Origin of the sequence: Pseudomonas sp. 11/12A (assembly GCF_000800055.1) — a bacterium.
Lineage (GTDB): Bacteria > Pseudomonadota > Gammaproteobacteria > Pseudomonadales > Pseudomonadaceae > Aquipseudomonas > Aquipseudomonas mohnii.
Genome location: NZ_JUGV01000001.1, coordinates 3,346,080 through 3,371,262 on the forward strand (window position 1 = coordinate 3,346,080; position 25,183 = coordinate 3,371,262).

At 59.5% G+C, this 25,183-nt stretch carries 21 protein-coding genes and 5 tRNA genes; 7 read left to right on the plus strand and 19 right to left on the minus strand.

The genetic code is table 11. The features are described 5' to 3' along the window. Positions 1-44: 44 nt before the first annotated feature. The 5 genes from asd to leuC form a co-directional block, all read right to left on the minus strand. Complete coding sequence (gene asd / locus GQ39_RS15385) at positions 45-1,157, minus strand: aspartate-semialdehyde dehydrogenase (protein WP_047531244.1); 1,113 nt, start codon at positions 1,155-1,157, stop codon at positions 45-47. A 68-nt stretch (positions 1,158-1,225) separates the two neighbouring features. After that, the gene (gene leuB / locus GQ39_RS15390) at positions 1,226-2,308 is read right to left on the minus strand and encodes a 3-isopropylmalate dehydrogenase (protein ID WP_047531246.1); all 1,083 of its coding nucleotides are present in this window, start codon (positions 2,306-2,308) and stop codon (positions 1,226-1,228) included. Positions 2,309-2,373: 65 nt separating this feature from the next. Then, entirely contained in the window at positions 2,374-3,141 is a 768-nt protein-coding gene (locus tag GQ39_RS15395) for a class I SAM-dependent methyltransferase (RefSeq protein ID WP_047531248.1), read from the minus strand. 146 nt (positions 3,142-3,287) lie between these two features. Continuing rightward, positions 3,288-3,932 carry a 3-isopropylmalate dehydratase small subunit gene (leuD, locus tag GQ39_RS15400; RefSeq protein ID WP_047531250.1) on the minus strand — a complete coding sequence of 215 codons (645 nt, stop codon included), beginning with the start codon at positions 3,930-3,932 and terminating at the stop codon, positions 3,288-3,290. A gap of 11 nt (positions 3,933-3,943) precedes the next feature. Next, a complete protein-coding gene (leuC, locus tag GQ39_RS15405) occupies positions 3,944-5,362 on the minus strand; it encodes a 3-isopropylmalate dehydratase large subunit (protein WP_047531252.1) in 1,419 nt (472 codons plus the stop codon). A 147-nt stretch (positions 5,363-5,509) separates the two neighbouring features. Here leuC and GQ39_RS15410 point away from each other — a divergent pair, with 147 nt between their 5' ends. Together GQ39_RS15410 and GQ39_RS15415 are read left to right on the plus strand one after the other, a co-directional pair. After that, positions 5,510-6,400, plus strand: coding sequence for a LysR family transcriptional regulator (locus tag GQ39_RS15410; RefSeq protein ID WP_047531254.1), 891 nt, complete (start codon positions 5,510-5,512; stop codon positions 6,398-6,400). Between the two features lie 66 nt (positions 6,401-6,466). Continuing rightward, complete coding sequence (locus GQ39_RS15415) at positions 6,467-9,745, plus strand: PAS domain S-box protein (RefSeq protein WP_047531256.1); 3,279 nt, start codon at positions 6,467-6,469, stop codon at positions 9,743-9,745. Positions 9,746-9,811: 66 nt separating this feature from the next. Here GQ39_RS15415 and GQ39_RS15420 read toward each other — a convergent pair whose 3' ends face one another. From GQ39_RS15420 to gltX, 10 genes are all read right to left on the minus strand, one after another. Then, positions 9,812-10,258: an Hsp20 family protein gene (locus GQ39_RS15420; protein WP_047531258.1), complete on the minus strand. Its 447-nt coding sequence runs from the start codon at positions 10,256-10,258 to the stop codon at positions 9,812-9,814. A 130-nt stretch (positions 10,259-10,388) separates the two neighbouring features. Continuing rightward, positions 10,389-11,348 (minus strand): tRNA dihydrouridine synthase, encoded by a 960-nt coding sequence (locus GQ39_RS15425; protein ID WP_047531259.1) that lies wholly within the window; start codon positions 11,346-11,348, stop codon positions 10,389-10,391. A gap of 171 nt (positions 11,349-11,519) precedes the next feature. Further along, positions 11,520-11,963, minus strand: coding sequence for an acyl-CoA thioesterase (locus tag GQ39_RS15430; protein ID WP_047531261.1), 444 nt, complete (start codon positions 11,961-11,963; stop codon positions 11,520-11,522). A gap of 48 nt (positions 11,964-12,011) precedes the next feature. Then, positions 12,012-12,845 carry an alpha/beta fold hydrolase gene (locus GQ39_RS15435; protein ID WP_047531263.1) on the minus strand — a complete coding sequence of 278 codons (834 nt, stop codon included), beginning with the start codon at positions 12,843-12,845 and terminating at the stop codon, positions 12,012-12,014. A gap of 29 nt (positions 12,846-12,874) precedes the next feature. Further along, positions 12,875-13,414, minus strand: coding sequence for a TetR/AcrR family transcriptional regulator (locus tag GQ39_RS15440; protein ID WP_047531265.1), 540 nt, complete (start codon positions 13,412-13,414; stop codon positions 12,875-12,877). 184 nt (positions 13,415-13,598) lie between these two features. After that, positions 13,599-13,674 (minus strand) — tRNA-Glu (locus tag GQ39_RS15445). An 80-nt stretch (positions 13,675-13,754) separates the two neighbouring features. After that, positions 13,755-13,830: transfer RNA gene (locus tag GQ39_RS15450), tRNA-Ala, on the minus strand. Between the two features lie 53 nt (positions 13,831-13,883). After that, a tRNA-Glu gene (locus GQ39_RS15455) sits at positions 13,884-13,959 on the minus strand. A 79-nt stretch (positions 13,960-14,038) separates the two neighbouring features. After that, positions 14,039-14,114, minus strand: a tRNA-Ala gene (locus GQ39_RS15460). A gap of 202 nt (positions 14,115-14,316) precedes the next feature. Then, a complete protein-coding gene (gene gltX, locus GQ39_RS15465; RefSeq protein WP_007956429.1) occupies positions 14,317-15,798 on the minus strand; it encodes a glutamate--tRNA ligase in 1,482 nt (493 codons plus the stop codon). Between the two features lie 233 nt (positions 15,799-16,031). Here gltX and GQ39_RS15470 point away from each other — a divergent pair, with 233 nt between their 5' ends. Further along, positions 16,032-17,081 carry an HlyD family secretion protein gene (locus GQ39_RS15470; RefSeq protein ID WP_047531272.1) on the plus strand — a complete coding sequence of 350 codons (1,050 nt, stop codon included), beginning with the start codon at positions 16,032-16,034 and terminating at the stop codon, positions 17,079-17,081. Further along, positions 17,071-18,621: an MDR family MFS transporter gene (locus GQ39_RS15475; RefSeq protein WP_047531274.1), complete on the plus strand. Its 1,551-nt coding sequence runs from the start codon at positions 17,071-17,073 to the stop codon at positions 18,619-18,621. Before GQ39_RS15470 ends, GQ39_RS15475 begins: the two co-directional genes overlap by 11 nt. 54 nt (positions 18,622-18,675) lie before the next feature. Here GQ39_RS15475 and uvrB read toward each other — a convergent pair whose 3' ends face one another. Continuing rightward, entirely contained in the window at positions 18,676-20,691 is a 2,016-nt protein-coding gene (uvrB, locus tag GQ39_RS15480) for an excinuclease ABC subunit UvrB (RefSeq protein WP_047531276.1), read from the minus strand. 352 nt (positions 20,692-21,043) lie between these two features. Here uvrB and GQ39_RS15485 point away from each other — a divergent pair, with 352 nt between their 5' ends. Together GQ39_RS15485 and GQ39_RS15490 are read left to right on the plus strand one after the other, a co-directional pair. Then, a complete protein-coding gene (locus GQ39_RS15485) occupies positions 21,044-22,240 on the plus strand; it encodes an amino acid aminotransferase (protein ID WP_047531278.1) in 1,197 nt (398 codons plus the stop codon). Positions 22,241-22,391: 151 nt separating this feature from the next. Continuing rightward, positions 22,392-22,592 carry a hypothetical protein gene (locus tag GQ39_RS15490; protein ID WP_047531280.1) on the plus strand — a complete coding sequence of 67 codons (201 nt, stop codon included), beginning with the start codon at positions 22,392-22,394 and terminating at the stop codon, positions 22,590-22,592. Here GQ39_RS15490 and GQ39_RS15495 read toward each other — a convergent pair. Beyond that, positions 22,589-22,819 (minus strand): hypothetical protein, encoded by a 231-nt coding sequence (locus GQ39_RS15495; RefSeq protein ID WP_047531282.1) that lies wholly within the window; start codon positions 22,817-22,819, stop codon positions 22,589-22,591. The two genes, GQ39_RS15490 and GQ39_RS15495, sit on opposite strands and share 4 nt — an antisense overlap. Before the next feature lie 227 nt (positions 22,820-23,046). Between GQ39_RS15495 and GQ39_RS15500 the strand changes: the two genes are divergently transcribed. Beyond that, positions 23,047-23,122: transfer RNA gene (locus tag GQ39_RS15500), tRNA-Asn, on the plus strand. A 128-nt stretch (positions 23,123-23,250) separates the two neighbouring features. Here GQ39_RS15500 and GQ39_RS15505 read toward each other — a convergent pair. Together GQ39_RS15505 and GQ39_RS32505 are read right to left on the minus strand one after the other, a co-directional pair. Beyond that, positions 23,251-24,768: a nucleobase:cation symporter-2 family protein gene (locus GQ39_RS15505; protein ID WP_047531284.1), complete on the minus strand. Its 1,518-nt coding sequence runs from the start codon at positions 24,766-24,768 to the stop codon at positions 23,251-23,253. Between the two features lie 60 nt (positions 24,769-24,828). Next, entirely contained in the window at positions 24,829-25,170 is a 342-nt protein-coding gene (locus GQ39_RS32505) for a hypothetical protein (protein WP_152614003.1), read from the minus strand. Positions 25,171-25,183: the final 13 nt, after the last annotated feature.

Consider the following 25,183-nt stretch of genomic DNA (forward strand, 5'->3'; position numbering starts at 1 on the left):
CCGCGCCTCTTTCAAGGCACGGGTTCCTTCACAGCTTCAATCGATCAACGCTCAAGCAGGATCCGCAGCATGCGACGCAGCGGTTCGGCCGCGCCCCAGAGCAGTTGGTCGCCGACGGTGAACGCACCGACGAATTGCGACCCCATGTTCAACTTGCGCAGACGGCCAACCGGCACATTCAGGGTACCCGTGACCTTGGTAGGGCTCAGCTCCTGCATGCTGATCTCGCGATTGTTCGGCACCAGCTTGACCCATGGGTTGTGCTGGCTGATCAGCCCTTCGATATCGGCGATCGGCACGTCTTTGTTCAACTTGATAGTCAGCGCCTGGCTATGGCAACGCATGGCACCAATGCGCACGCAGATGCCGTCGACCGGGATCGGGCTCTTGAAACGACCGAGGATCTTGTTGGTCTCGGCCTGGGCCTTCCACTCTTCACGGCTCTGACCGTTCGGCAGCTCCTTGTCGATCCACGGGATCAGGCTGCCGGCCAGCGGTACGCCGAAGTTTTCGGTCGGGTACGCGTCGCTGCGCATGGCTTCGGCGACACGACGGTCGATGTCGAGGATCGCGCTGGCCGGATCGGCCAGTTGATCGGCGACCGCTGCGTGGGTCGCACCCATTTGTTTGATCAGCTCACGCATGTTCTGCGCGCCGGCACCGGACGCCGCCTGATAGGTCATGGCGCTCATCCACTCCACCAGGCCAGCTTCGAACAGACCGCCCAGGCCCATCAGCATCAGGCTGACGGTGCAGTTGCCGCCGATATAGTTCTTGGTGCCCGCGTCCAGCTGCTGGTCGATGACCTTGCGGTTGACCGGGTCCAGGACGATGACCGCGTCATCCTGCATGCGCAGGCTGGAAGCGGCGTCGATCCAGTATCCCTGCCAGCCGGCTTCGCGCAGTTTCGGGAAGACTTCACTGGTGTAGTCACCACCCTGGCAGGTCAGAATCACGTCGAGGGTTTTCAGCTCTTCAATGCTGTAAGCGTCCTTGAGCGGAGCAATGTCCTTGCCCACGGACGGGCCTTGGCCACCGACATTGGAAGTGGTGAAAAACACCGGCTCGATAAGATCGAAATCCTGCTCTTCCAGCATCCGCTGCATGAGCACGGAACCGACCATACCGCGCCAACCGATCAGACCTACACGTTTCATCGCAACTACACCTTCTTGAAAAGTGGGCCGCTGCTTTCGGGGATGAAAGTGGCAGCGGGCCCGAGAGATTACAGATTCCGCAGCGCGGCGACTACTGCGTCACCCATTTCCTGCGTACCGACTTTAGTGCAACCGGCCGACCAGATGTCGCCCGTACGCAAACCCTGGTCCAGCACCAGGCTGACGGCTTTTTCGATGGCATCGGCCGCGGCCTGCTGGTTGAAGCTGTAACGCAGCATCATCGATACCGACAAAATGGTCGCCAACGGGTTGGCAATGCCTTTGCCCGCGATATCCGGCGCCGAACCGTGGCACGGCTCGTACATGCCTTTGTTGTTGGTGTCCAGGGACGCCGATGGCAGCATGCCGATGGAGCCGGTGAGCATCGAGGCCTGGTCGGACAGGATGTCGCCGAACATGTTGTCGGTGACGATCACGTCGAACTGCTTCGGCGCACGCACCAGCTGCATTGCGGCGTTATCGACGTACATGTGGCTCAGTTCGACTTCAGGATAATCCTTGGCCACTTGCTCGACCACCTCACGCCACAACTGGCTGGAGGCCAGTACGTTGGCCTTGTCGACCGAGCACAGCTTCTTGCCGCGGACCATGGCCATGTCGAAACCGACACGGGCGATACGGCGGATTTCGCTTTCGCTGTACGGCAGGGTGTCGTAGGACTGACGCTCGCCGTTTTCCAGGGTGCGGGTGCCGCGCGGCGCGCCAAAATAGATGCCGCCGGTCAGTTCACGAACGATCAGGATGTCCAGGCCGGAGACGATTTCCGGCTTCAGGCTCGAAGCTTCGGCCAGTTGCGGGTACAGGATCGCCGGACGCAGGTTGCCGAACAGGCCCAGTTGCGCACGGATTTTCAGCAGACCACGCTCAGGGCGGATGTCACGCTCGATGGTGTCCCATTTCGGGCCGCCAACGGCGCCCAGCAGCACGGCATCGGCTGCGCGGGCACGTTCCAGGGTTTCATCGGCCAACGGCACGCCGTGCTTGTCGATGGCGGCACCACCGATCAGGTCGTGGCTCAGCTCGAAGCCCAGGGCGTACTTGTCGTTGGCCAGTTCCAGCACCTTGACCGCTTCGGTCATGATTTCCGGGCCAATACCGTCACCCGGGAGAATCAGAATCTGCTTGCTCATGCTTTCCTCATGTCATCAGTCGGTGCACCCTGGGGCGCGCCCGGAAAAAATCTATCGATCGGTACCTATCTTTCTACAAACAGCACCAACACATCCGTGCTGAACGAACCATCGGCCTCAATCTCGAAATATTCGCGTACTTCGTTGCCCATTGACTGTTGCAACTCGCGGATCGCCGCGCGCAGCACCTGTGGCGTACGCATGCGCTCGACCCAGGAGTTGTACTCCAGACGCAGGCGCTGTCGCGTGGTGCTACGGGTGTGCAGCCCCGCCTCGCTGATCTGGCGCAACCATTCACCGGCGGAATAATCACGCACATGGCTGGTGTCACGCAGCACTTCGACGCTTTGCAGGTAAGTGTCGAACAACGGGCTGCCCGGTGACAACACATCGATGAACGCCGCCACGCCACCCGGTTTCAACACCCGACGCACTTCCCGCAGGGCCAGGCCGAGATCGCTCCAATGGTGCGCCGAATAGCGACTGAAGACGAAATCGAATTCACCGTCGGCAAACGGCAAGCGTTCGGCGGCGCCATTGACCGTGGACACGTTGCTCAATCCACGATCAGCGGCGGCTGCGGCGACCACGTCAAGCATCTGCTGCGACAGGTCATAAGCCACCACTTCCTTGACCAGCCCAGCCACGTGAAAACTCACATGACCGGCACCGCAACCCAGGTCCAGCACGCGGGCATCGCCCTGCCCCGCCAGTTCGGCCTGTAGCAGCGCAAATTCAGTGCCTTGAGCGTGTACGGCACTGCTCAGGTAGGCCGAAGCCTGTTCACCGAATTGCTTTTGGACTACCTGGCTGTGCTGGGCGGTGCTGGTCATGGTCACTTCCTTTTAGTCTTGTGGCGCCTGTTCCGGCCTCATCGCGGGCAAGCCCGCTCCCACAGGTTTTTTGAACGCCGTAAATCCCTGTGGGAGCGGGCTTGCCAGCGATGGGGCCGGCCCTGACTACAAAAATCTCGAATCAATCAAGCGTCGCGAAACAACCAAGGCTGGCTCGCACGGTGCTTGGTTTCAAACGCCGCAATCGCGTCGCCGTCCTGCAAGGTCAGGCCGATGTCGTCCAGGCCATTGAGCAGGCAATGTTTGCGGAAGGCGTCGATTTCGAAGCTCAGGACCTTGCCGTCCGGGCGGGTCACGGTCTGGGCTTGCAGGTCGATCTGCAACTGGTAGCCCGGATTGGCTTCGACTTGCTGGAACAGTTCGTCGACTTCAGCATCGCTCAAGATGATCGGCAACAAGCCGTTCTTGAAGCTGTTGTTGAAGAAGATGTCGGCATAGCTCGGCGCGATGATGCTGCGGAAACCGTATTCTTCCAGGGCCCACGGCGCGTGTTCACGGCTGGAACCGCAACCGAAGTTCTCGCGGGCCAGCAACACGCTGGCGCCTTGATAACGCTCGGCGTTGAGGACGAAGTCCTTGTTCAGCGGGCGCTTGGAGTTGTCCTGATACGGCTGCCCCACATCCAGGTAGCGCCATTCATCGAACAGGTTCGGGCCGAAACCCGTGCGCTTGATCGACTTCAGGAATTGCTTCGGAATGATCTGGTCGGTGTCGACGTTGGCACGATCCAGAGGCGCGACAAGTCCAGTGTGCTGGGTAAAAGCTTTCATGCTGCGCTCCTTTAGATCAATTCACGGACGTCGACAAAACGACCGTTCACGGCGGCGGCCGCGGCCATGGCCGGGCTGACGAGGTGGGTACGGCCACCGGCGCCTTGACGGCCTTCGAAGTTACGGTTGGACGTCGAGGCGCAGTGCTCACCGGACTCCAAACGGTCCGGGTTCATCGCCAGGCACATCGAGCAACCCGGCTCACGCCATTCGAAACCGGCTTCGAGGAAAATCTTGTCCAGGCCTTCCGATTCAGCCTGCGCCTTCACCAGACCCGAGCCCGGCACCACAATGGCCTGCTTGATGGTCGAGGCCACTTTGCGGCCCTTGGCAATGGCGGCAGCCGCGCGCAAATCTTCGATCCGCGAGTTGGTGCAGGAGCCGATGAACACGCGGTCCAGTTGAATGTCGGTGATCGCCTGATTGGCGGTCAAACCCATGTACTTCAGGGCGCGCTCGATGGAGCCGCGCTTGACCAGGTCCATTTCCTTGGCTGGATCCGGCACGTTTTGATCAACGGCCAAGACCATTTCAGGCGAAGTGCCCCAGCTGACTTGCGGCTTGATCCGGGTCGCGTCGAGCTCGACCACGGTATCGAACACGGCATCGGCATCGGACACCAGGTCTTTCCAGGCTTCGACCGCCAGGTCCCATTCCGCGCCTTTCGGGGCGAATGGACGCCCCTTCACGTAGGCCACGGTTTTTTCATCGGCCGCCACCAGACCTACGCGAGCGCCGGCCTCGATGGACATGTTGCAGATGGTCATGCGGCCTTCGACGGACAGGTCACGAATCGCGCTGCCGGCGAATTCGATGGCATGGCCGTTACCGCCGGCGGTACCGATCTTGCCGATCACCGCGAGCACGATGTCCTTGGCGGTCACGCCGAACGGCAACTGGCCTTCGACGCGCACCAGCATGTTTTTCATTTTCTTGGCGACCAGGCACTGGGTGGCGAGCACGTGCTCGACCTCGGAGGTGCCGATACCGTGAGCCAGGGCACCGAAGGCGCCGTGGGTCGACGTATGGGAGTCGCCGCAGACCACGGTCATGCCCGGCAAGGTTGCACCCTGCTCCGGGCCGATGACGTGAACGATGCCTTGGCGCACGTCGTTCATCTTGAATTCGACAATGCCGTATTCATCGCAGTTGTCGTCCAGGGTCTGGACCTGCAGGCGCGAGACCTGGTCAACGATGGCGTCGATGCCGCCCTTGCGCTCCGGCGTGGTCGGTACGTTGTGGTCCGGGGTGGCGATGTTGGCATCGATGCGCCAAGGCTTGCGCCCGGCCAGACGCAGGCCTTCGAAGGCTTGCGGCGAGGTCACTTCGTGAATGATGTGACGGTCGATGTAGATCAGCGCAGAACCATCGTCGCGCTGCTTGACCAAATGCGAATCCCAGAGCTTGTCGTAGAGCGTTTTGCCGGCCATCAGACGTTTTCCTCATCAGCTTGTTTCTATGCCCCGGGCTTTGATTTCTCAATAACCCCTTGGCTTGTGAGGCTGATCCTATGGGGTTACATTAAATAACTCAAATTCATATTTTTTATGCTTTGGATAACCAACTGGAATACAACCATGGACCTGGCCAATCTCAATGCCTTTATTGCCATCGCCGAGACAGGAAGCTTCTCCGGCGCCGGCGAGCGCCTGCACCTGACCCAACCCGCCATCAGTAAACGCATCGCCGGGCTGGAGCAGCAATTGAAGGTGCGCCTGTTCGATCGACTGGGTCGTGAAGTCGGCCTGACCGAGGCAGGCCGCGCGCTGCTGCCGCGTGCTTATCAGATTCTGAACGTACTGGATGATACTCGCCGCGCCCTGACCAACCTCACCGGCGAAGTGACCGGCCGTCTGACCCTGGCCACCAGTCACCACATCGGCCTGCACCGTTTGCCTCCGTTACTCAGGGAGTTCACTCGACGCTACCCCGACGTCGCGCTGGATATTCAATTCCTCGATTCGGAAGTGGCCTACGAAGAAATCCTTCATGGTCGTGCCGAATTGGCCGTCATCACCCTGGCGCCGGAACCCCACGCACTGGTCAAGGCTACGCCGGTGTGGGACGACCCGCTGGACTTCGTGGTCGCCCCGGAGCATTCGCTGCTCAACAATGGCCCGGTCAGCCTGGCGGACATTGCCCGGCATCCGGCCGTGTTCCCCGGCGGCAACACCTTCACCCACCACATCGTCCAGCGCCTGTTCGAAGCCCAGGGGCTGACGCCGAACATCGCCATGAGCACCAATTATCTGGAAACGATCAAGATGATGGTGTCGATTGGCCTGGCCTGGAGCGTGTTGCCGCGCACCATGCTCGACGATCAAGTTGCACGAATACCCCTGCCGGGCATACAACTGTCTCGCCAGCTAGGCTATATCCTGCACACAGAACGGACGCTATCGAATGCAGCACGGGCCTTCATGGCCTTGCTGGATGCTCAAATCGATCTGCCAGGGATTCAGGGTTAACTTGTGCTACTGCTATAGAGCCGCAAATTCCTGTGCAAAATGCCCAAATCAGCCTAAGGCTTGCCAATGCCGAAATCTGTTGACCGTATTCCGCCGATGCCGCGTATTCAGGCACTTGATCCACAACGATCCGAGCAGAGCTGGGAAAGTGCCCCCCAATTGTTGGCCGCCTTGAACGGCGCCCGGCTGGGTGCCTGGTATTGGGACATCGAACGCGGTCAGATCAGTTGGTCACGGGGTACTCAGGCGCTGTTCGGCTTTGATCCGCGCCAACCGTTGCCCGCCGATCTGGAATACCTCGATTTGCTGCCGCCGGAAGACCGGGCGAAAACCATTCGTGCCTTCCATGCCGTGATCGCCGGCGCACCGCTGGAGCAAGCGATGCACCACCGCATTCGCTGGCCCGACGGCAGCCTGCACTGGCTGGAGATCAACGGCAGCCTGCTGCCGGACAAAAACGGCCGACCACGCATGATCGGCGTGATTCGCGAGATCACCCACCAACGTCAGCGCGAGCAGGCGCTGAGCAGTTCGGAAAAGCGGTTCGCCACCCTGTTCCATCTGTGCCCGAACATGGTGTTGCTGACACGCCAGGAAGACGGCCTGATCACCGAAGCCAATCAGTATTTCGAAAGCCTGTTTGGCTGGCCGGTGCAAGACGCGATCGGCCGCACCACCCTGGAGTTGGGCCTTTGGGTGAATCCCGAACAACGCACGACACTGGTCAAAGCCACCAAGGCCAAGGGTGAACTGATCAACATGGAGGTGCAGTTTCGCGCGAGCAATGGCCAGATCCACGACGGCATCCTCAGCGCACAAAAGGTCGAACTCGAAGGCCAGCCGTACCTGTTGAGCACCTTCCTCGACACTACCGAACGCAAAGCCGCCGAGCACGCCTTGAAAGACAGTCAGGAACGCCTCGACCTGGCACTGGATTCGGCACAGCTGGGCACTTGGGACTGGCACATTCCCAGCGGCATGCTTTACGGTTCGGCCCGCGCCGCCCAATTGCACGGGATGGATGCGAAGCCTTTTCATGAATCTTTCGACGAATTTTTCGAAGGGGTTCCCGGCGAAGAACGCGACAACATGCGCGACGCTTACCGCAGCTTGCGCGAAGGCCCGGCGGGCAACTATCAACTGACTTACCGCGTACAACTGGAAGACGGCACTTCGCGCTACCTGGAAAGTCGCGCCCGGCTGTACCGCGATGAAAATGGCGCGCCGCTGCGCATGGCCGGGACCCTGCTGGACATCACCGATCAAGTCGAACGTGAACAACAGCTGGTGGCCTCCGAAGAAAAATTCGCCACCCTGTTCCAGGTCAGCCCGGACCCGATCTGCGTCACCCGCCAGGACACCGGTCAGTTCATCGAGATCAATTCCAGTTTCACCCAGACCTTTGGCTGGGGCACCGCCGATGTGATTGGCCGCAGCGCTGACGAAATCGGCCTGTGGGACGCCTCGGCCAAAAGCCTGCAGCGCATCGAACAGGTCATCCGCGAGCAAAGCCTGAATAACGTGGCCATCCTCGTCCAGCACAAGGACGGGCAGTCTCTGACCTGCGTGATTTCCAGCCGTCAGATCAACGTCGGCGACCAGCCATGCATCGTCACTACGTTACGCGACATCACCCAGCAACAACGCTCGGAAGCAGCGCTCAAGGCCAGCGAAGAGAAGTTCGCCAAGGCGTTCCACTCAAGCCCCGACGCCATCACCATCACCGAACGCGACACCGGCCGCTACCTGGAGGTCAACGACGGTTTCTGCCGCCTGACCGGCTACCGCGCCGACGAAGTGATCGGGCGCACGGTGTATCAGGTCGGAATCTGGGCCGAAGAAAAACAACGCGCGGCATTGCTGGCTGAATTGCAGATCAAGGGCCGGGTTCATCACCAGGAAATGCTCGGGCGCAACAAGCGCGGCGAGTTGTTGACGGTGGAAGTGTCGGTGGAACCGATCACCCTGAACGAAACCGCGTGCCTGCTGCTGACCGCCCGAGACGTCAGCCTGCTGAAAAACGCCGAAGCGCAGATCCGCCACCTGGCGTACCACGACCCACTGACCAACCTTCCCAACCGCGCGCTGCTGATGGACCGCTTGAGCCAGCAGATCGCCCTGCTCAAACGCCACAACCTGCGCGGCGCATTGATGTTTCTCGACCTTGATCACTTCAAGCACATCAACGATTCCCTCGGCCATCCGGTGGGCGATACGGTGCTGAAGATCATCACCGCACGCCTGGAAGCCAGTGTGCGCATGGAAGATACCGTCGCGCGCCTGGGCGGCGACGAATTCGTCGTCCTGCTCAGCGGTCTAGAAGGCTCGCGCAGTGAAGTCAGTGAGCAGGTGCGCGAACTGGCTGACACCTTGCGCGAACTGTTGTCAGAACCGATGTTCCTCGATGGCCAGCGCCTGCAAGTGACGCCGAGCATTGGCATTGCTCTGATTCCCGACCATGGCTCCACGCCGACGGATTTGCTCAAACGCGCTGACATTGCCCTTTATCGCGCCAAAGATTCGGGGCGCAACATCGCGCAGATGTATCACAACACCATGCAGAAGGCCGCGAGCGAGCGCCTGCGCATGGAGACCGATCTGCGCCTGGCGCTGTCCCGGGGTGAGTTTCGCGTGCACTACCAACCCCAGCTCGACGCCCGGAATAACCGTATCGTCGGTGCCGAGGCCCTGGTGCGCTGGACCCACCCCGAACTCGGCGCGCAATCGCCAACCGAATTCATCAAGGTGCTGGAGGACAGCGGGCTGATCCTGGAGGTCGGCACCTGGATTCTCGACGAAGCCTGTCAGGCCTTTCGGCAATTGATCGCCAATCGCCTGATAGACCCGCTGAACTTCAGCCTGTGCGTCAACATCAGCCCAAGGCAGTTCCGCCAGAACGACTTTGTCGAACGCATCGAACACAGCCTTTCCAGCCATGGCCTGCCCTGCTCGCTGCTGAAACTGGAAATCACCGAAGGCATCGTCATCCAGAACCTGGAAGACACCATCAATAAGATGCGCCGCCTGAAAAAACTCGGCGTGAGCTTCGCCATGGACGACTTCGGCACCGGTTACTCCTCGCTGACCTACCTCAAGCGCCTGCCGGTCGACACGCTGAAAATCGACCAATCGTTCATCCGCGACGCCACCACCGACCCCAACGACGCCGAAATCATCCGCGCCATCGTCGCCATGGCTCGCAGCCTGGATCTGAAGGTGATTGCCGAAGGTGTGGAGACACAGGAGCAACTGGCGTTCCTGCAGGGGCTGGAGTGCCATTTCTATCAAGGCTATCTGCACAGCCAGCCGTTGCCGGTGGAGGAGTTTCAGAAACTCCTGAGGTAATCAGATCTTTGCGGGAATGGGATACAAAAAAGGGGCGCCCATGGCGCCCCTTCTTGTTGCTCTGACTCAGTGTTGCAGAGCCGGTTTTTCCGTCCCGTTGATCGGGATGCGTTTGGCTTTCGCCTCTTCTGGAATCACCCGCAGCAGGTCGATGCTCAACAGACCGTTGCTCAGGCCGGCAGCCTTGATTTCGATATGGTCCGCCAGTCGGAACGACAGCTTGAACGCACGCTGGGCAATGCCTTGGTGCAGGAAGGTCACGCCTTCGTTGCTGTCACGTTTGCCGCCACTGATGGTCAGCACACCCTTCTCGACTTGCAGCTCCAGGTCTTCTTCCTGGAAACCGGCCGCCGCCACGACGATGCGGTATTGATCGTCACCATGCTTTTCGACGTTGTACGGTGGGTAGGTGCTGCCTGGTTCATTGCGCAGGGCAGTTTCGAACAGGTCGTTGAAACGATCGAAGCCTACCGAGGAACGGAACAGAGGCGCCAGGGAAAATGCAGTACTCATGATTCAAATCTCCTGAAAATAATCAGCAAGTTATTTGTCTCCGCGACCCGAATTCGGCATCGCGTAACCCTTAGATAGGGACCGCCAATTGCTTTTCAAGAGATTTTTTTCAAATTTTTTTTAACGATTTTCAGGCGGCTTCAGCGACCTGCAGCCCCAACAAGCGCGAGACCTGATCCAGCTCGGTCTCACGACGCAGGACACTGAACAGCTCCACCGCTTCGGGATAATTGCGGGTCAGCATCGCCAGCCATTGCTTCAGGCGACCCGGCGATTGACGGGGCGTCATCTGCGCCTTGGCTTGCAGCCAGAAATCCTGAATCAGAGGCAGCAGCTCGGCCCAGGTCATCTCAATGACCTCTTCACCGGCCCTTGCCGCAGCAATTTGCCGAGCCAAGTCCGGACGTGAAACCAGGCCGCGACCGAGCATGATGTCTTCCACACCGCTGATTTCGCGGCAACGGCGCCAGTCTTCGACACTCCAGATATCGCCATTGGCAAACACCGGCACCTTGACCACGTCCTGAACCCGCGGAATCCACTCCCAATGCGCTGGTGGCTTGTAGCCGTCGGTTTTGGTTCGTGCATGGACCACGATGTGCGCAGCGCCACCTTCGGCCAGGGCCGTGGCGCACACCAGTGAGCCATCCGGGCTGTCGAAGCCCAGGCGCATCTTGGCGGTCACGGGAATGTGCGACGGAACGGCGCGACGGACATGTTCGACGATCTGGTTCAGCAGCTCCGGCTCCTTGAGCAGCACTGCACCACCACGAGACTTGTTCACGGTTTTGGCCGGGCAGCCGAAGTTCAGATCAATCACTTCGGACCCCAGCTCACAGGCCAGCGCGGCGTTCTCTGCCAGGCACACCGGATCGGAACCCAATAACTGCACGCGCAGCGGCACACCGGCAGCGGTGCGAGCACCGTTGAGCAATTCCGGGCCGAACTTGTGGAAATAGGCAGGCGTGAGCAACTGATCGTTGACACGAATGAACTCGGTTACGCACCAATCAATGCCACCCACGCGGGTCAGTACGTCGCGCAGGATGTCGTCGACCAACCCCTCCATGGGCGCCAAGGCAATTTGCATGAAAAACACACTCAACGAAAAACGTGCGGCAGTTTACTGGATTACGCAGGAAATCTGCAGAACATCGCAGATCCTTTGTAGGAGCGAGCTCGCTCGCGATGGATTCAAAAACACCACGGGGAACCACACAGTCCGCGTGATCGTTGACCACCATCGCGAGCAAGTTCGTTCCTACGATAGTTGGAGCGACAGCAACGCCGGGCCATAACCCTCGATGAACTCCACTGGCATGCGCTTGGGCCGACCGGTGGACAGTTCGATGCAAACAAAGGTGGTTTGCGCCCGCAGCAGCGTGGTGTTGTCGCTCGGGCGCTTCAACTGGAAGTGTCGGGTCATTTTCAGGCGCTGATCCCAATCGACGATCCAGGTCGCCAATTGCAGCTCGTCGCCCTCATAAGCGGCCGCCAGGTAATCGATCTCATGCCGCACCACCGCCATCGCCCGGTCCAGTCGACGATACTCGACCAGATCCAGGCCCAGGCGCTGGGAGTGGCGCCACGCACAGCGCTCGAGCCAGGTGACGTACACCGCATTATTGGCGTGCCCGAGCCCGTCGATGTCCTCGGCGCCCACTTGCAGATCAATGATAAATGGCGTTGCCCGATCCCAGCCCATGCCCCACTCCCGGTCAAATGATGTCGACCGGGGCAGTGTAACGGATGCTCAGGCCGATTGGCGCGATTGCAGACTTCGTCCGGCCAAAAGTGATAGCACGCCATCAATCACCCGAGGGTCGGCCAATACTCGCTGATGACCGCCTTCTTGCAGACGCAACAGACGGCTGTCGAACCAGGCTTCGTGGATCGCCTGCGATTCCTTCACCGAAACAAACTTATCGTCTTCGGCATGGACGATCAGGCCGGGCATGTCCAGTTGGTAGTGCGCCACATCCAGCGTGGCAGCGCGCATGCCGACGTCTTTCTCAACCTGACGAATGAATGCCGAGCGAGCTTTTGGCGGCAACCCGACATAGCGCGCAAAGCCACGTAGTACACCGAGGATTCGCGCCGGAGCTGCGATTGTCACCAGAGTTTCGGTGCGCAAGCCCAGTTGCACAGCGAGCATGGCACTGGCCCCGCCCATGGAGTGACCGATGACGGCTTGAAGCGGTGGCAGCTCGGCGGCGGCTTCGAGCATGGCGCGGGCGAACAGCACGACATTCGCCTCGGTTCCCGGCGAGCGACCGTGCGCCGGGCCATCGAGGGCAACCACCGTATACCCGGCATCGACCAGGGCAGTGATGAGACTGGCAAACTGCGTCGGCCGGCCTTCCCAACCGTGCATCAGCAGCACTGCCGGGCCCTGCCCCCAGCGCAATGCCGAGAGACCGAAACGCAAAGTGATCCGTTCGGATCTGGCCAGCAGCGGCAATTCCCAATCACGCGGCGGCAAATCTCGCGGTGTCATGAACGCCAGTCGCATTTTTCTTGCAACCAGTTTTGGAGCAAACCAACCCAAGGTGCCATTGACGCCACGAACCCACTTTAACGCGCTCATCGCTCTCTCCTCAGGCTGTAGCCTTCAAGTCAACGCACTGCCGACTTGGCAGCGCGAAGCAATCGGTCGGATAAATCACCGGGGCCCAGCGCCCGTGCCAGCGCCAGACCGCCCACCATCAAGGCCATGTCGGCCAGGGCTTTATCGGTGTCTTCGGGACTGGCCGCCAACTGCGCGACCATCAGTTCCATGTGTTCATTCAGTGCGATCCGGAAGGCATCGGGCAGACGTCCGAGCTCACCGATCGAGGCCGGAATCGGGCACGCAGACTCGCTGGAATCACGGTGTTTGCGCGACAGATAGAACGCCGCGACCAGGGCGCGACGCTCTTCACCGGTCAGTTCGGCATCCATGTCAGCAATCAGGTCACGGCGGCGACCCAGCAATTGCTTGAACGCCTCCAGCATCATTGCGTCCTTGCTTTCGAAGTGCGCATAAAAGCCGCCGACGGTCAGGCCGGCTGCGCCCATTACTTCGCCCACGCTAGGCTCGGCCGGGCCGCGCTGAATCAGCGCTGCGCTGGCAGCCTTGAGGATGCGTTCACGGGTTTGAGCTTTTTTATCGTTCATCGTTGCCTCCGAATATTACGACTAGAATATTATTCTCATAATAATTTTCTGCAAGTCGTAGATGTGACCGCTGGTCTGAAGAACAGTTTGAAAGAAATGGGGGAATTTGGCTAAACGCCAGACAAACAAAAGGGCCATTCAATAATTGAATGACCCTTATAAAATCCCGCAGAGCGGGTAATCGTGGCGTCCCCTAGGGGACTCGAACCCCTGTTACCGCCGTGAAAGGGCGGTGTCCTAGGCCACTAGACGAAGGGGACACAAACCCTTCTATACAACTGACCAGTGCTGAGAGCTGATCGATTCAAGGCCGGTGTGGCCAGACCTTGAACTGTAAAATTGGTGGAGCTAGACGGGATCGAACCGTCGACCTCTTGCATGCCATGCAAGCGCTCTCCCAGCTGAGCTATAGCCCCGGATTTTTCGCCTCGCGGCGGAGCGACATCTTGCAACATCGCTTCTGTAAAACTGGCGTCCCCTAGGGGACTCGAACCCCTGTTACCGCCGTGAAAGGGCGGTGTCCTAGGCCACTAGACGAAGGGGACGCAAACCCTTCTATACAACTGATCAACGCTGAGTGTTGATCGCTTCAAGGCCGGTGTGGCCAGACCTTGAAGTGTAAATTGGTGGAGCTAGACGGGATCGAACCGTCGACCTCTTGCATGCCATGCAAGCGCTCTCCCAGCTGAGCTATAGCCCCTCATCGTTGATGTCATCGCTGAGGACGGGGCGAATCTTAAGGGTGTATCGAAAGCCTGTCAAACTTATTTTTGAAAAATTTCAAAATTTTTTGTCGGCATAACAACCACTTACCGCCCTTCCCCCGTAAATTCAGGAGAAAACGCCGGAGGACAGGAGCAAAAGATCCCGGCCTCCGACGGCTACCGCAGAGTCAGACGTGCTCAGGCGATAGCGCCCAGGAGCTTTTCCCACTCTTTGTTTTCTTTCTTCGACACGCCGCCCAGCAGGTCGATCGCCTGGCGCAGACGGAAACGCGTCAGGTCCGGACCGAGGATTTCCATCGCATCGAGCACAGACACCGAGCTCGCCTGACCTGTGATCGCGGCAAACATCAGCGGCATGGCATCACGCAGCTTCAGCTCCAGGGACTCGACCACGGCCTGAATGGTCGCGGTGATGCTGTCCTTCTCCCACTGACGCAGGCTTTCCAGCTTCCACAGGATCAACTGCATCAACTGACGAACCTGATCGCCGGACAGCTTCTTCGACTCGAACAGTTTTGCGTCCGGATTCACGCCACCGGCAAAGAAGAACCCGGCCAGCGGTGCAACCTGGCTGAAGGTCTCGACGCGGCCCTGCACGTGCGGCGCGATCTTCATCATGTATTCGGAATTGAAGGCCCACTTCTGGACGCGCGCGGCGAATTCTTCCACCGGCAGGTCGCGTAGCCACTGGCCGTTGAGCCACGACAATTTCTCGATGTCGAAAATCGGCCCGCCCAGGGACACACGCTTCAGATCGAAGTTATCGACCATCTCCTGCAGGGAGAACTTCTCGCGCTCGTCCGGCATCGACCAGCCCATGCGCCCCAGGTAGTTGAGCATTGCTTCCGGCATGAAACCCATGCGCTCGTAGAACGTCACCGAGGTCGGGTTCTTGCGCTTGGACAGCTTGCTCTTGTCCGGGTTACGCAACAGCGGCATGTAGCACAGCTCCGGCTGCTCCCAACCGAAGTATTCGTACAAGAGGATCAGTTTCGGCGCCGACGGCAGCCACTCTTCACCACGCAACACGTGGGTGATGCCCATCAGGTGGTCATCGACCACGTTGGCCAGGAAGTAGGTCGGCAGGCCGTCAGTCTTCATCAGGACTTGCATGTCCATGCGGTCCCACGGGATTTCGACGTCGCCACGCAGCATGTCCGGAACCACGCAGACGCCTTCGCTCGGCACCTTCATGCGGATCACGTGCGGCTCGCCAGCGGCCAGGCGACGCGCGACTTCTTCCTTGGACAACAACAGCGCACGACCGTCGTAACGCGGCGTCTCGCCGCGAGCCATCTGCTCGGCGCGCATCTGGTCCAGCTCTTCGGCGGTGCAGAAGCACGGGAAGGCATGGCCCATATCGACCAACTGCTGGCAATACTTCTGATAAATGTCGCCACGCTCGCTCTGACGGTAAGGACCGTGCGGGCCACCCACGTCCGGGCCTTCGCTCCAGTCGATGCCCAACCAGCGCAAGGCGTCGAAAATCTGCTGTTCGGACTCACGGGTCGAACGCAGCTGGTCAGTGTCTTCGATCCGCAGGATGAACTCACCGCCGTGCTGCTTGGCAAAGCAGTAGTTGAACAATGCGATGTAAGCGGTACCTACGTGGGGGTCCCCTGTAGGCGATGGCGCGATGCGCGTGCGGACGGTGGTCATGGCAAGTCTCAACAAAAGAATAGAAAGCGAGGATCAGACAAGGGGCGAATGGTAACAGGCGACACCCGCCCGGCTCCAGTCAGCAGGGCATTTAAGCCAAGGTTGCGTCTACAACGACCGTTTGCCGCGGTGAATGACTGAATATCAGCCAATGGCATTTACCGTTTATCGGCTGTATGCAAGATTCGCCTGCTGATAACTTTCCTGACAATTTCTCGACTACAGTTTGCCCCATGCCTGCCCAACTCAAGCGTCGCCTGTCTATTTTCCTGTTAATTGTCCTGCTGATCGCCGGAGGCTTTTTTGCCCATTGGTTTTTCAAGGGGCGTTTTTACGAAAGCACTGACAACGCGTACGTGCAGGGCGAGATCACCCGCGTGTCGAGCCAGTTGGGGGCACGCATCGACAAGGTGCTGGTCCAGGACAACCAGCATGTCGAGAAAGGTCAGTTACTGATCAAGCTCGAAGGTGATGATTTCCACCTCGCCGTCGACCGCGCCAACGCAGCCCTCGCCACTCGCGAAGCCGAACGCTTGCAAGCCCAGAGCAAACTGACGCAACAAAGCAGCCTGATTGCCGCCAGCGATGCGCAAGTCGCGTCCACGCAAGCGAGCCTGGGTCGCTCACAGATCGACCTGAACCGCGCCGAGACCTTGCGCAAGCCCGGTTACGTCTCGGAGGAACGGGTCACCACCCTCTCCGCCGACGCCCACATTGCCCGCTCGCAACTGGCCAAGGCCCAGGCAGATGCCCAGGGTCAGCGTCAGCAAATCAACGCACTGACCGCCGAGATCAAACGCCTCGACGCGCAAATTGCCAACGCCAAAACCGATCTGGCCCAAGCTGAACTGAACCTCACCCGCAGCGAAATTCACGCCCCCATCAGCGGCCTGATCGGCCAACGCGCCGCCCGCGAAGGTCAGTACGTACAGGCCGGCGCCTATTTGCTGTCGATCGTGCCGGATGAAGACATCTGGATTCAGGCCAACTTCAAAGAAACCCAGATCGGCCATATGCAACCCGGTCAGAAAGCCGAGCTGACTTTCGACGCCTACAGCGATACCCCGATCGAAGCGCGGGTCGACAGCCTGTTCGCCGCGTCGGGCGCGCAGTTCAGCCTGTTGCCGCCGGACAATGCCACGGGCAACTTCACCAAAGTCGTACAACGGATTCCGGTAAAACTGACCTTCGCCGCAGACAATCCCCTGCGCGGCAAAATCCGGCCGGGCATGTCGGTCACGGTCAAAGTGAATATTAAAGACGCCCCTGACAATGGCCGGTGATCAGCTGATCCGTCCGGCCGGGGAACCGACCCGGCGGGACTGGATCGCGGTCATGAGCGCGATGCTCGGTGCCTTCATGGCGGTGCTCGACATCCAGATCACCAACTCATCGCTCAAGGATATTCAGGGTGCGCTGTCGGCGACCCTGGAAGAAGGCTCATGGATTTCCACCTCGTACCTGGTGGCGGAAATCATCATGATCCCGCTGACGGCGTGGCTGGTGCAGTTATTGTCGGCGCGACGCCTGGCGGTGTGGGTGTCCCTTGGGTTCCTCGCCGCCTCCCTCCTTTGCTCCATGGCCTGGAGCCTGGAGAGCATGATCGTCTTCCGCGCCTTGCAAGGCTTCACCGGTGGCGCGCTGATCCCCCTGGCGTTCACCCTCACCCTGATCAAACTTCCCGAACACCACCGCGCCAAGGGCATGGCCATGTTCGCCATGACCGCCACCTTCGCACCGTCGATCGGCCCGACACTGGGCGGCTGGCTGACGGAAAACTGGGGCTGGGAATACATCTTCTACATCAACATCCCCCCCGGCCTGCTCATGATCGCGGGCCTGATGTACGGCCTGGAGAAGAAGGAATCACACTGGGAACTGCTCAAAAGCACCGATTACGCCGGGATCGTCACCCTCGGCATGGGCCTTGGCTGTTTGCAGGTATTTCTGGAAGAAGGCCATCGCAAGGACTGGCTCGAGTCGAACCTGATCGTCAGCCTCGGCAGCATCGCGTTGCTCAGTCTGATTACGTTTGTGATCGTGCAGTTTTCCAAGCCCAATCCACTGATCAACCTGCGCATTCTCGGCAATCGCAACTTCGGTCTATCGAGCATTTCCAGCGTCGGGATGGGGGTCGGCTTGTACGGTTCGATTTATCTGTTGCCGCTGTATCTGGCGCAGATCCAGAACTACAACGCCCTGCAGATCGGTGAAGTGATCATGTGGATGGGCGTGCCGCAGCTGTTTCTGATTCCGCTGGTGCCCAAGCTGATGAAATACATCTCGCCAAAATGGCTGTGCGCGCTGGGTTTCGGCCTGTTCGGCTTCGCGAGTTTTTCATCGGGCGTGCTGAACCCGGACTTCGCCGGACCGCAGTTCAATCAGATTCAGATCGTGCGCGCGTTGGGCCAGCCACTGATCATGGTCACCATCTCGTTGATCGCCACGGCCTACATCCTGCCCCAGGACGCGGGCTCGGCGTCGAGCCTGTTCAACATCCTGCGCAACCTCGGCGGCGCCATCGGCATCGCCCTGCTCGCCACCCTGCTGGATGCGCGAACCAAGACCTATTTCGATTATTTGCGCGAGTCCATCGTGCCGAGTAATCCGCAGGTGGCCGAGCGCCTGGCATCTTTGACCAACACTCTGGGCAATGAAACAGCGGCGCTGGGCAAGCTCAGCGAGATTGCCCATCAACAGGCGTCGATCATGGCCTACAACGATGCGTTTCATCTTGTCGGGATCGCGCTGGGGGTCAGCATGCTGGCGGTGTTACTGACCAGGAAGTTGCCAGCGGGGCTTAAAGCCGGCGAAGCGCATTGATACCGATCATGCGCTCAACACTGTGGCGAGGGGCTGCCCCCTCGCCACACGCCATCAGACCGTAATCAACCGCTCGCGCAACTTGGCAATCTCGTCACGCATCTGTGCTGCGGCTTCGAATTCCAGATCACGTGCCAGCTGGTACATCTTCTCTTCCAGCGCCTTGATCCGCTTGGCAATCTCACCCGGCGACCGCAACTCGGCTTCGTATCGGGCATTTTCCTCGGCGGCCTTGGCCATGCCTTTGCGTTTCTTGCTGCGCGAGCCCGGCACGGTGGCGCCTTCCATGATGTCGGCAACATCCTTGAACACGCCCTTGGGCGTGATGCCATTGGCCAGGTTGAAGGCGATCTGCTTGTCGCGACGGCGCTCGGTTTCGCCGATCGCGCGCTCCATGGAGCCGGTGATGCGATCGGCATAGAGAATCGCCCGGCCATTGAGGTTACGCGCCGCCCGGCCGATGGTCTGGATCAGCGAGCGCTCGGAGCGCAGGAAGCCTTCCTTGTCCGCATCGAGAATCGCCACCAGCGACACTTCCGGCATGTCCAGGCCTTCGCGCAACAGGTTGATCCCCACCAACACATCGAAAGTGCCGAGGCGCAAATCGCGGATGATCTCAACCCGCTCCACGGTGTCGATGTCCGAGTGCAAGTAGCGCACGCGCACGCCGTGGTCGGCCAGGTAGTCGGTCAAGTCTTCGGCCATGCGCTTGGTCAGTGTGGTGACCAGCACCCGCTCCTCGACGGCGACACGCTTGCTGATCTCCGACAACAAGTCGTCGACCTGGGTCAGTGCCGGGCGGATCTCGATTTGCGGGTCCACCAGCCCGGTCGGACGCACCACCATGTCAATCACGCGCCCGGCGTGCTCGGCCTCATAGTTGCCCGGGGTCGCCGAGACAAAAATCGTCTGCGGGCTGATGCTTTCCCATTCGTCGAAACGCATTGGCCGGTTATCCAGCGCAGACGGTAGACGGAAGCCGTACTCGACCAGGGTTTCCTTACGCGAGCGGTCACCTTTGTACATCGCACCGACCTGCGGCACGCTGACGTGGGACTCGTCGATTACCAGCAACGCGTCGGCCGGCAGGTAGTCGTAAAGGGTCGGCGGCGGCGCGCCGGCTTCACGACCGGACAGGTAGCGCGAGTAGTTTTCGATGCCGTTGCAGTAGCCCAGCTCGAGGATCATCTCCAGATCGAAACGGGTGCGCTGCTCCAGACGCTGGGCTTCCACCAGTTTGTTGTTGGAACGCAGGTATTCCAGGCGCTCCTTCAATTCGACCTTGATCCCTTCAACGGCGCCCATCAGGGTTTCCCGTGGCGTCACGTAGTGGCTTTTGGGGTAGAAGGTGAAGCGCGGCAGCTTGCGGATGACTTCACCGGTCAGCGGATCGAAGGCCGACAGGCTTTCCACTTCATCATCGAACAGCTCGATGCGGATCGCTTCGAAGTCGGATTCGGCCGGGTGGATATCTATCACATCGCCGCGCACACGAAAGGTCGCACGGGCGAACTCCATGTCGTTGCGGGTGTATTGCAGGTCGGCCAGACGCCGCAGCAATTCCCGTTGATCGAGCTTGTCGCCGCGATCCACGTGCAACACCATCTTCAAATAGGTTTCCGGACTGCCCAAGCCATAGATACACGACACGGTGGTGACGATGATCGCGTCCTTGCGCTCCAGCAGCGCCTTGGTTGCCGACAGCCGCATCTGCTCGATGTGGTCGTTGATCGACGCGTCTTTCTCGATGAAGGTGTCGGACGACGGCACATAGGCTTCGGGCTGGTAGTAGTCGTAGTAGGAAACGAAATACTCCACGGCGTTGTTCGGGAAGAACGCCTTGAACTCTCCGTACAACTGCGCGGCCAGGGTCTTGTTTGGCGCCAGTACCAGGGTCGGGCGCTGCACCTGGGCGATGACGTTGGCGATACTGAAGGTCTTGCCCGAGCCGGTCACACCGAGCAACGTCTGGTGCGCCAACCCGGCTTCAATGCCCTCGACCATCAGGCGGATGGCTTCCGGCTGATCGCCGGCGGGCTCAAAACGGGTGACTAGCTGAAATTCAGACATGTAGTACCTCTCGGTTCTCGGTGCAGGAATTCGCGCCTGCACAGTCAAACTGGCAGGAACGAAAAAGGCCGCAAACGACGCACGTCGCCCGAGGAAAAAACTGGATTGTGCTCAATGTGGAGCCGATTGCACTCGCTTTCAAGGCAAACGTCCTACATCCCTCGAAGTCTTTGACGATGCCAATCGACTAACGGTCGGAAAATAATCGGAAAAACTTACCGTAAAAGCTGAATCGTCTGTCGCCATCAATCGCAGATGGCCTCTATACTAGCTCCCCGTTTGTGCACCGCTCTAGTGCATTCGGCTGGAGCGCGACACGTCCCTCCACTCTCCATTCAGAGCCGCCGCAAAAATGAGCCTGTTCTCCGCTGTCGAAATGGCACCACGCGATCCAATCCTGGGCCTCAACGAAGCATTCAACGCCGATACCCGTACCAACAAGGTCAACCTGGGAGTCGGTGTTTACTGCAACGAGGAGGGGAAAATTCCACTCCTGCGCGCCGTTGTCGAAGCCGAAACCATTCGCGTCGCTCAACACGCTTCTCGTGGCTACCTGCCAATCGACGGCATCGCCGCCTACGACCAGGCCGTGCAAAAACTGCTGTTCGGTAACGATTCGCCACTGATCGCCGCTGGCCGCGTCATCACCACCCAGGCCGTTGGCGGCACTGGCGCACTGAAAATCGGTGCTGACTTCCTCAAGCAACTGCTGCCGAACGCCGTCGTGGCCATCAGCGACCCGAGCTGGGAAAACCACCGCGCGCTGTTCGAAACCGCCGGTTTCCCTGTACAGAACTACCGCTACTACGACGCCGCGACCCATGACGTGAACCGCGCCGGCCTGCTGGAAGACCTGAACGCGCTGCCAAACGGCTCGATCATTGTGCTGCACGCCTGCTGCCACAACCCGACCGGCGTCGACCTGAGCCCGGCGGACTGGAAAAACGTGCTGGAAGTGGTGAAAGCCAAGGGTCACGTGCCGTTCCTCGACATGGCTTACCAAGGCTTTGGCGATGGCATCGACGAAGATGCCGCTGCCGTGCGTCTGTTCGCTGAATCGGGCCTGACCTTCTTCGTCTCCAGCTCGTTCTCCAAATCCTTCTCGCTGTACGGCGAGCGCGTTGGCGCCCTGTCGATCGTCAGCGAATCGAAAGAAGAAAGCGCGCGCGTACTGTCGCAAGTCAAACGCGTCATCCGCACCAACTACTCCAACCCGCCGACCCACGGTGCAAGCATCGTCGCCGCCGTACTGAACAGCCCGGAACTGCGCGCCCAATGGGAAGCGGAACTGGCCGAAATGCGCCTGCGGATTCGCGGCATGCGCACTCAGATGGTGGAACTGCTGGCGAAACACGCACCGCAGCGCGATTTCAGCTTCGTCGGTCGTCAGCGCGGCATGTTCTCGTACTCCGGCCTGAGCGTTGAGCAGGTTCATCGTCTGCGCAATGAGTTCGGCATCTATGCCCTCGACACCGGCCGCATCTGCGTGGCTGCGCTGAACCAGAGCAACATCCATGTCGTGACGGATGCCATTGTTCAGGTGATCTGAATCGCGCGCTGATACGAAAAACGGGAAGCCTTTTGGCTTCCCGTTTTTTATTTGTCGCAGATAATTCTCAAAGCAGAGGCCCAGCCCTCTAAACTTCACCCGGCTCGCCCCTAAAGGTTTGATGCCCACCCGAGATTCGACGAGACCCCACATGAAAAACGATGACCTACGCGCTGACCGCGATGACCTGGATGAATTCGTCCCCCGCGCCCCGGCCAAACGCGGCAACAACCTGGTGATGCAAGTCGCCACCGGCGTATTCCTCGGCGGCCTGGCGCTGTGGCTGGTGCAACTGGGCGCCACAGCGCTTTACGCCAAGCTGATGCTCGGCACCTTTACTTTCGGCGGCTAGGCCAGTTCGGTCGCCCGCTGGCTGGCCGCGTCATCGTAGGCGACGTACAGCGATTCAGCGACCTGACTCTTGATCGCCTTGGTGCTTTCCAGGCCGAGGACAAAACCTTCGGCCTTGCCGCCGGCGCGATTCAATTCGTCGGCACTGCCGGCCTGGATGATCGCATCAAACAGTTTTTCGGCGTGCGGGCCGACACCCTTGGGCAGGCTGATCTGAGCGATGCTCATGCGAGTACCCCGTTTTGTCGGGGTGAGGTGGCAGGGTGATTCATGGTGCGTACCTTTTCGGCGAATGGCCGGTAGCGCGTGTAACCGCTTCCGGGCGGTCATGGTAGTCCTCTGCTGCGGTTCTGGTAACTGCCAATCACCGATAAACCACCGTCCGTCCCGACAAATCCATCAATTCGCTATCAGACGCTTGACTTCCCTTTTTGAATCAGTAACATAGGCGCCATTCCGCGATAGCTCAGTTGGTAGAGCAAGTGACTGTTAATCACTGGGTCCCTGGTTCGAGTCCAGGTCGTGGAGCCAGACAGCAACATCAAGAAGCCCCTGAATCGAAAGATCAGGGGCTTTTTTGTGGCTGCGTTTTTTTGATCCACAAAGAAAAAGCCGATCTGTCTATTCAACAGATCGGCTCTTTTCATTCGCGGAACGTGTCAGACATGCTCGCTACTTTTCGCATGCATCGCCCGCGGCTCTCCATGTCCATGGTCGGGCTCCACCACCGGAATCTCCTTGCCATCGCAGTCATGCAGCTTGCCGTCGCTGAAGTAATCCCCTTCGCGCAACGCTGCCAGGTCCTGATAACGCAGCACCCGCTCGGTCCCTGCGGCAAACACCGACTGCTGGTCGGAGTTGCCGGCGGTCAGGTGATTGAACGCCAGGTTCAGCACGATGGCCATGATTGCCGAGGAGCTGATGCCGGAGTGGAAAATGGTGGCGAACCAGCTTGGGAAGTGGTCGTAGAAGTTCGGCGCGGCGATGGGGATCATGCCGAAGCCGATGGAGGTGGCGACGATGATCAGGTTGACGTTGTTGCGGTAGTCGACCTTGGACAGCGTACGGATACCGCTGGCGGCCACTGTGCCGAACAACACGATACCGGCACCACCAAGAACAGAGGTCGGCACTGCGGCGATGACTCGCCCCATGAACGGTAGCAAGCCGAGGATGACCAGGAACAGTCCACCCGTGGCCACGACAAAGCGGCTCTTGATTCCGGTCACCGCCACCAGCCCGACGTTCTGGGCAAAGGCGCTTTGGGTGAATGAGCCAAAAATCGGCGCGATCATGCTCGACAGCATGTCGGCACGCAGACCGTTCCCCAGGCGCTTGGAATCAACCTTGGTACCGATGATTTCACCGACGGCCAGGATATCCGCCGAGGTTTCCACCAGGGTCACCATCACCACAATGCACATCGACAGGATCGCGGCGAAGTGAAAAGTCGGCATGCCGAAATGGAACGGCGCAGGAAAACCGAACATCGGGCCCTGGGTCACGGACGAGAAATCCGCCATGCCGAGCACCACCGCGACGATCGTACCGATGACCATGGCCAGCAGGATCGACAAACGGGAGATCGTCGCGCTTCCAATCTTGCTCAGAAACAGCACCAGCACCAGCGTCACCGCGGCCAGGCCGATGTTGGCCATGCTGCCAAATTCGGGCGAATGGCTGTTACCGCCCATGGCCCAGCGTGCAGCCACCGGCATCAGCGTCAGACCGATGGTGGTAATCACGATGCCAGTGACGAGCGGCGGGAAGAACTTGGTGATTCGAGAGAACACCGGGGTAATCAGCAAACCTATCAAGGACGCCGCAATCACCGCCCCCAGAATCGACTGAAACCCGCCCTCGCCGCCACTGCTGACAATCGCCACCATGGTCGCGACACCCGAGAACGACACGCCCTGTACCAGCGGTAACTGACAGCCGAAAAACGGTAGACCCAGGGTTTGCAGCAACGTGGCCAGCCCCCCCGCAAACAATGAAGCAGCAATCAACAAACCGATGTCCGCCGGCGAAAGCCCGGCTGCCTGACCGATGATCAAAGGCACCGCGACGATGCCGCCATACATGGTCAGAACATGTTGCAGGCCGTAAGCCATATTCGCGCCGACCCCGAGATTCTCATCTTCAGGCCGTTGGTGTGAAACATGGGGCGTTTTCATGTTAGGGGGTTCCCTGGTTTTTGTTATGCGCACACTGTATTCAAGACTCACGACAACTGTCTATAGAATTGTATACAACTGGCAAGTCAAATTATGAACGGTTGCCCATGCAGTCTGTGTGCCACTGTGTGCAATATCCAAAAAACCACGGAACATATCCGTCGCGCCCATCACTCCTGCGTCCACCTGTCTTTTGAGTTCCTGGCGACCATCAGCCGTTTTCATCGGCACATCAAGTGCTCCGGGCGTGCTGACCGGGCCTGACAAAGCAGAGACCAACAGGGTCTGGAAAGCCTGAAAACCGGCTTTGGCAAGCCCTGAGTGAGATTCATAAGGTGATGGCGCCTCAAGCTCAGTCCTGAAAAAGCGCGAAAAAGGGGCAGAATGATCCAGTTCGCCCATTTCTTGTGTGCAC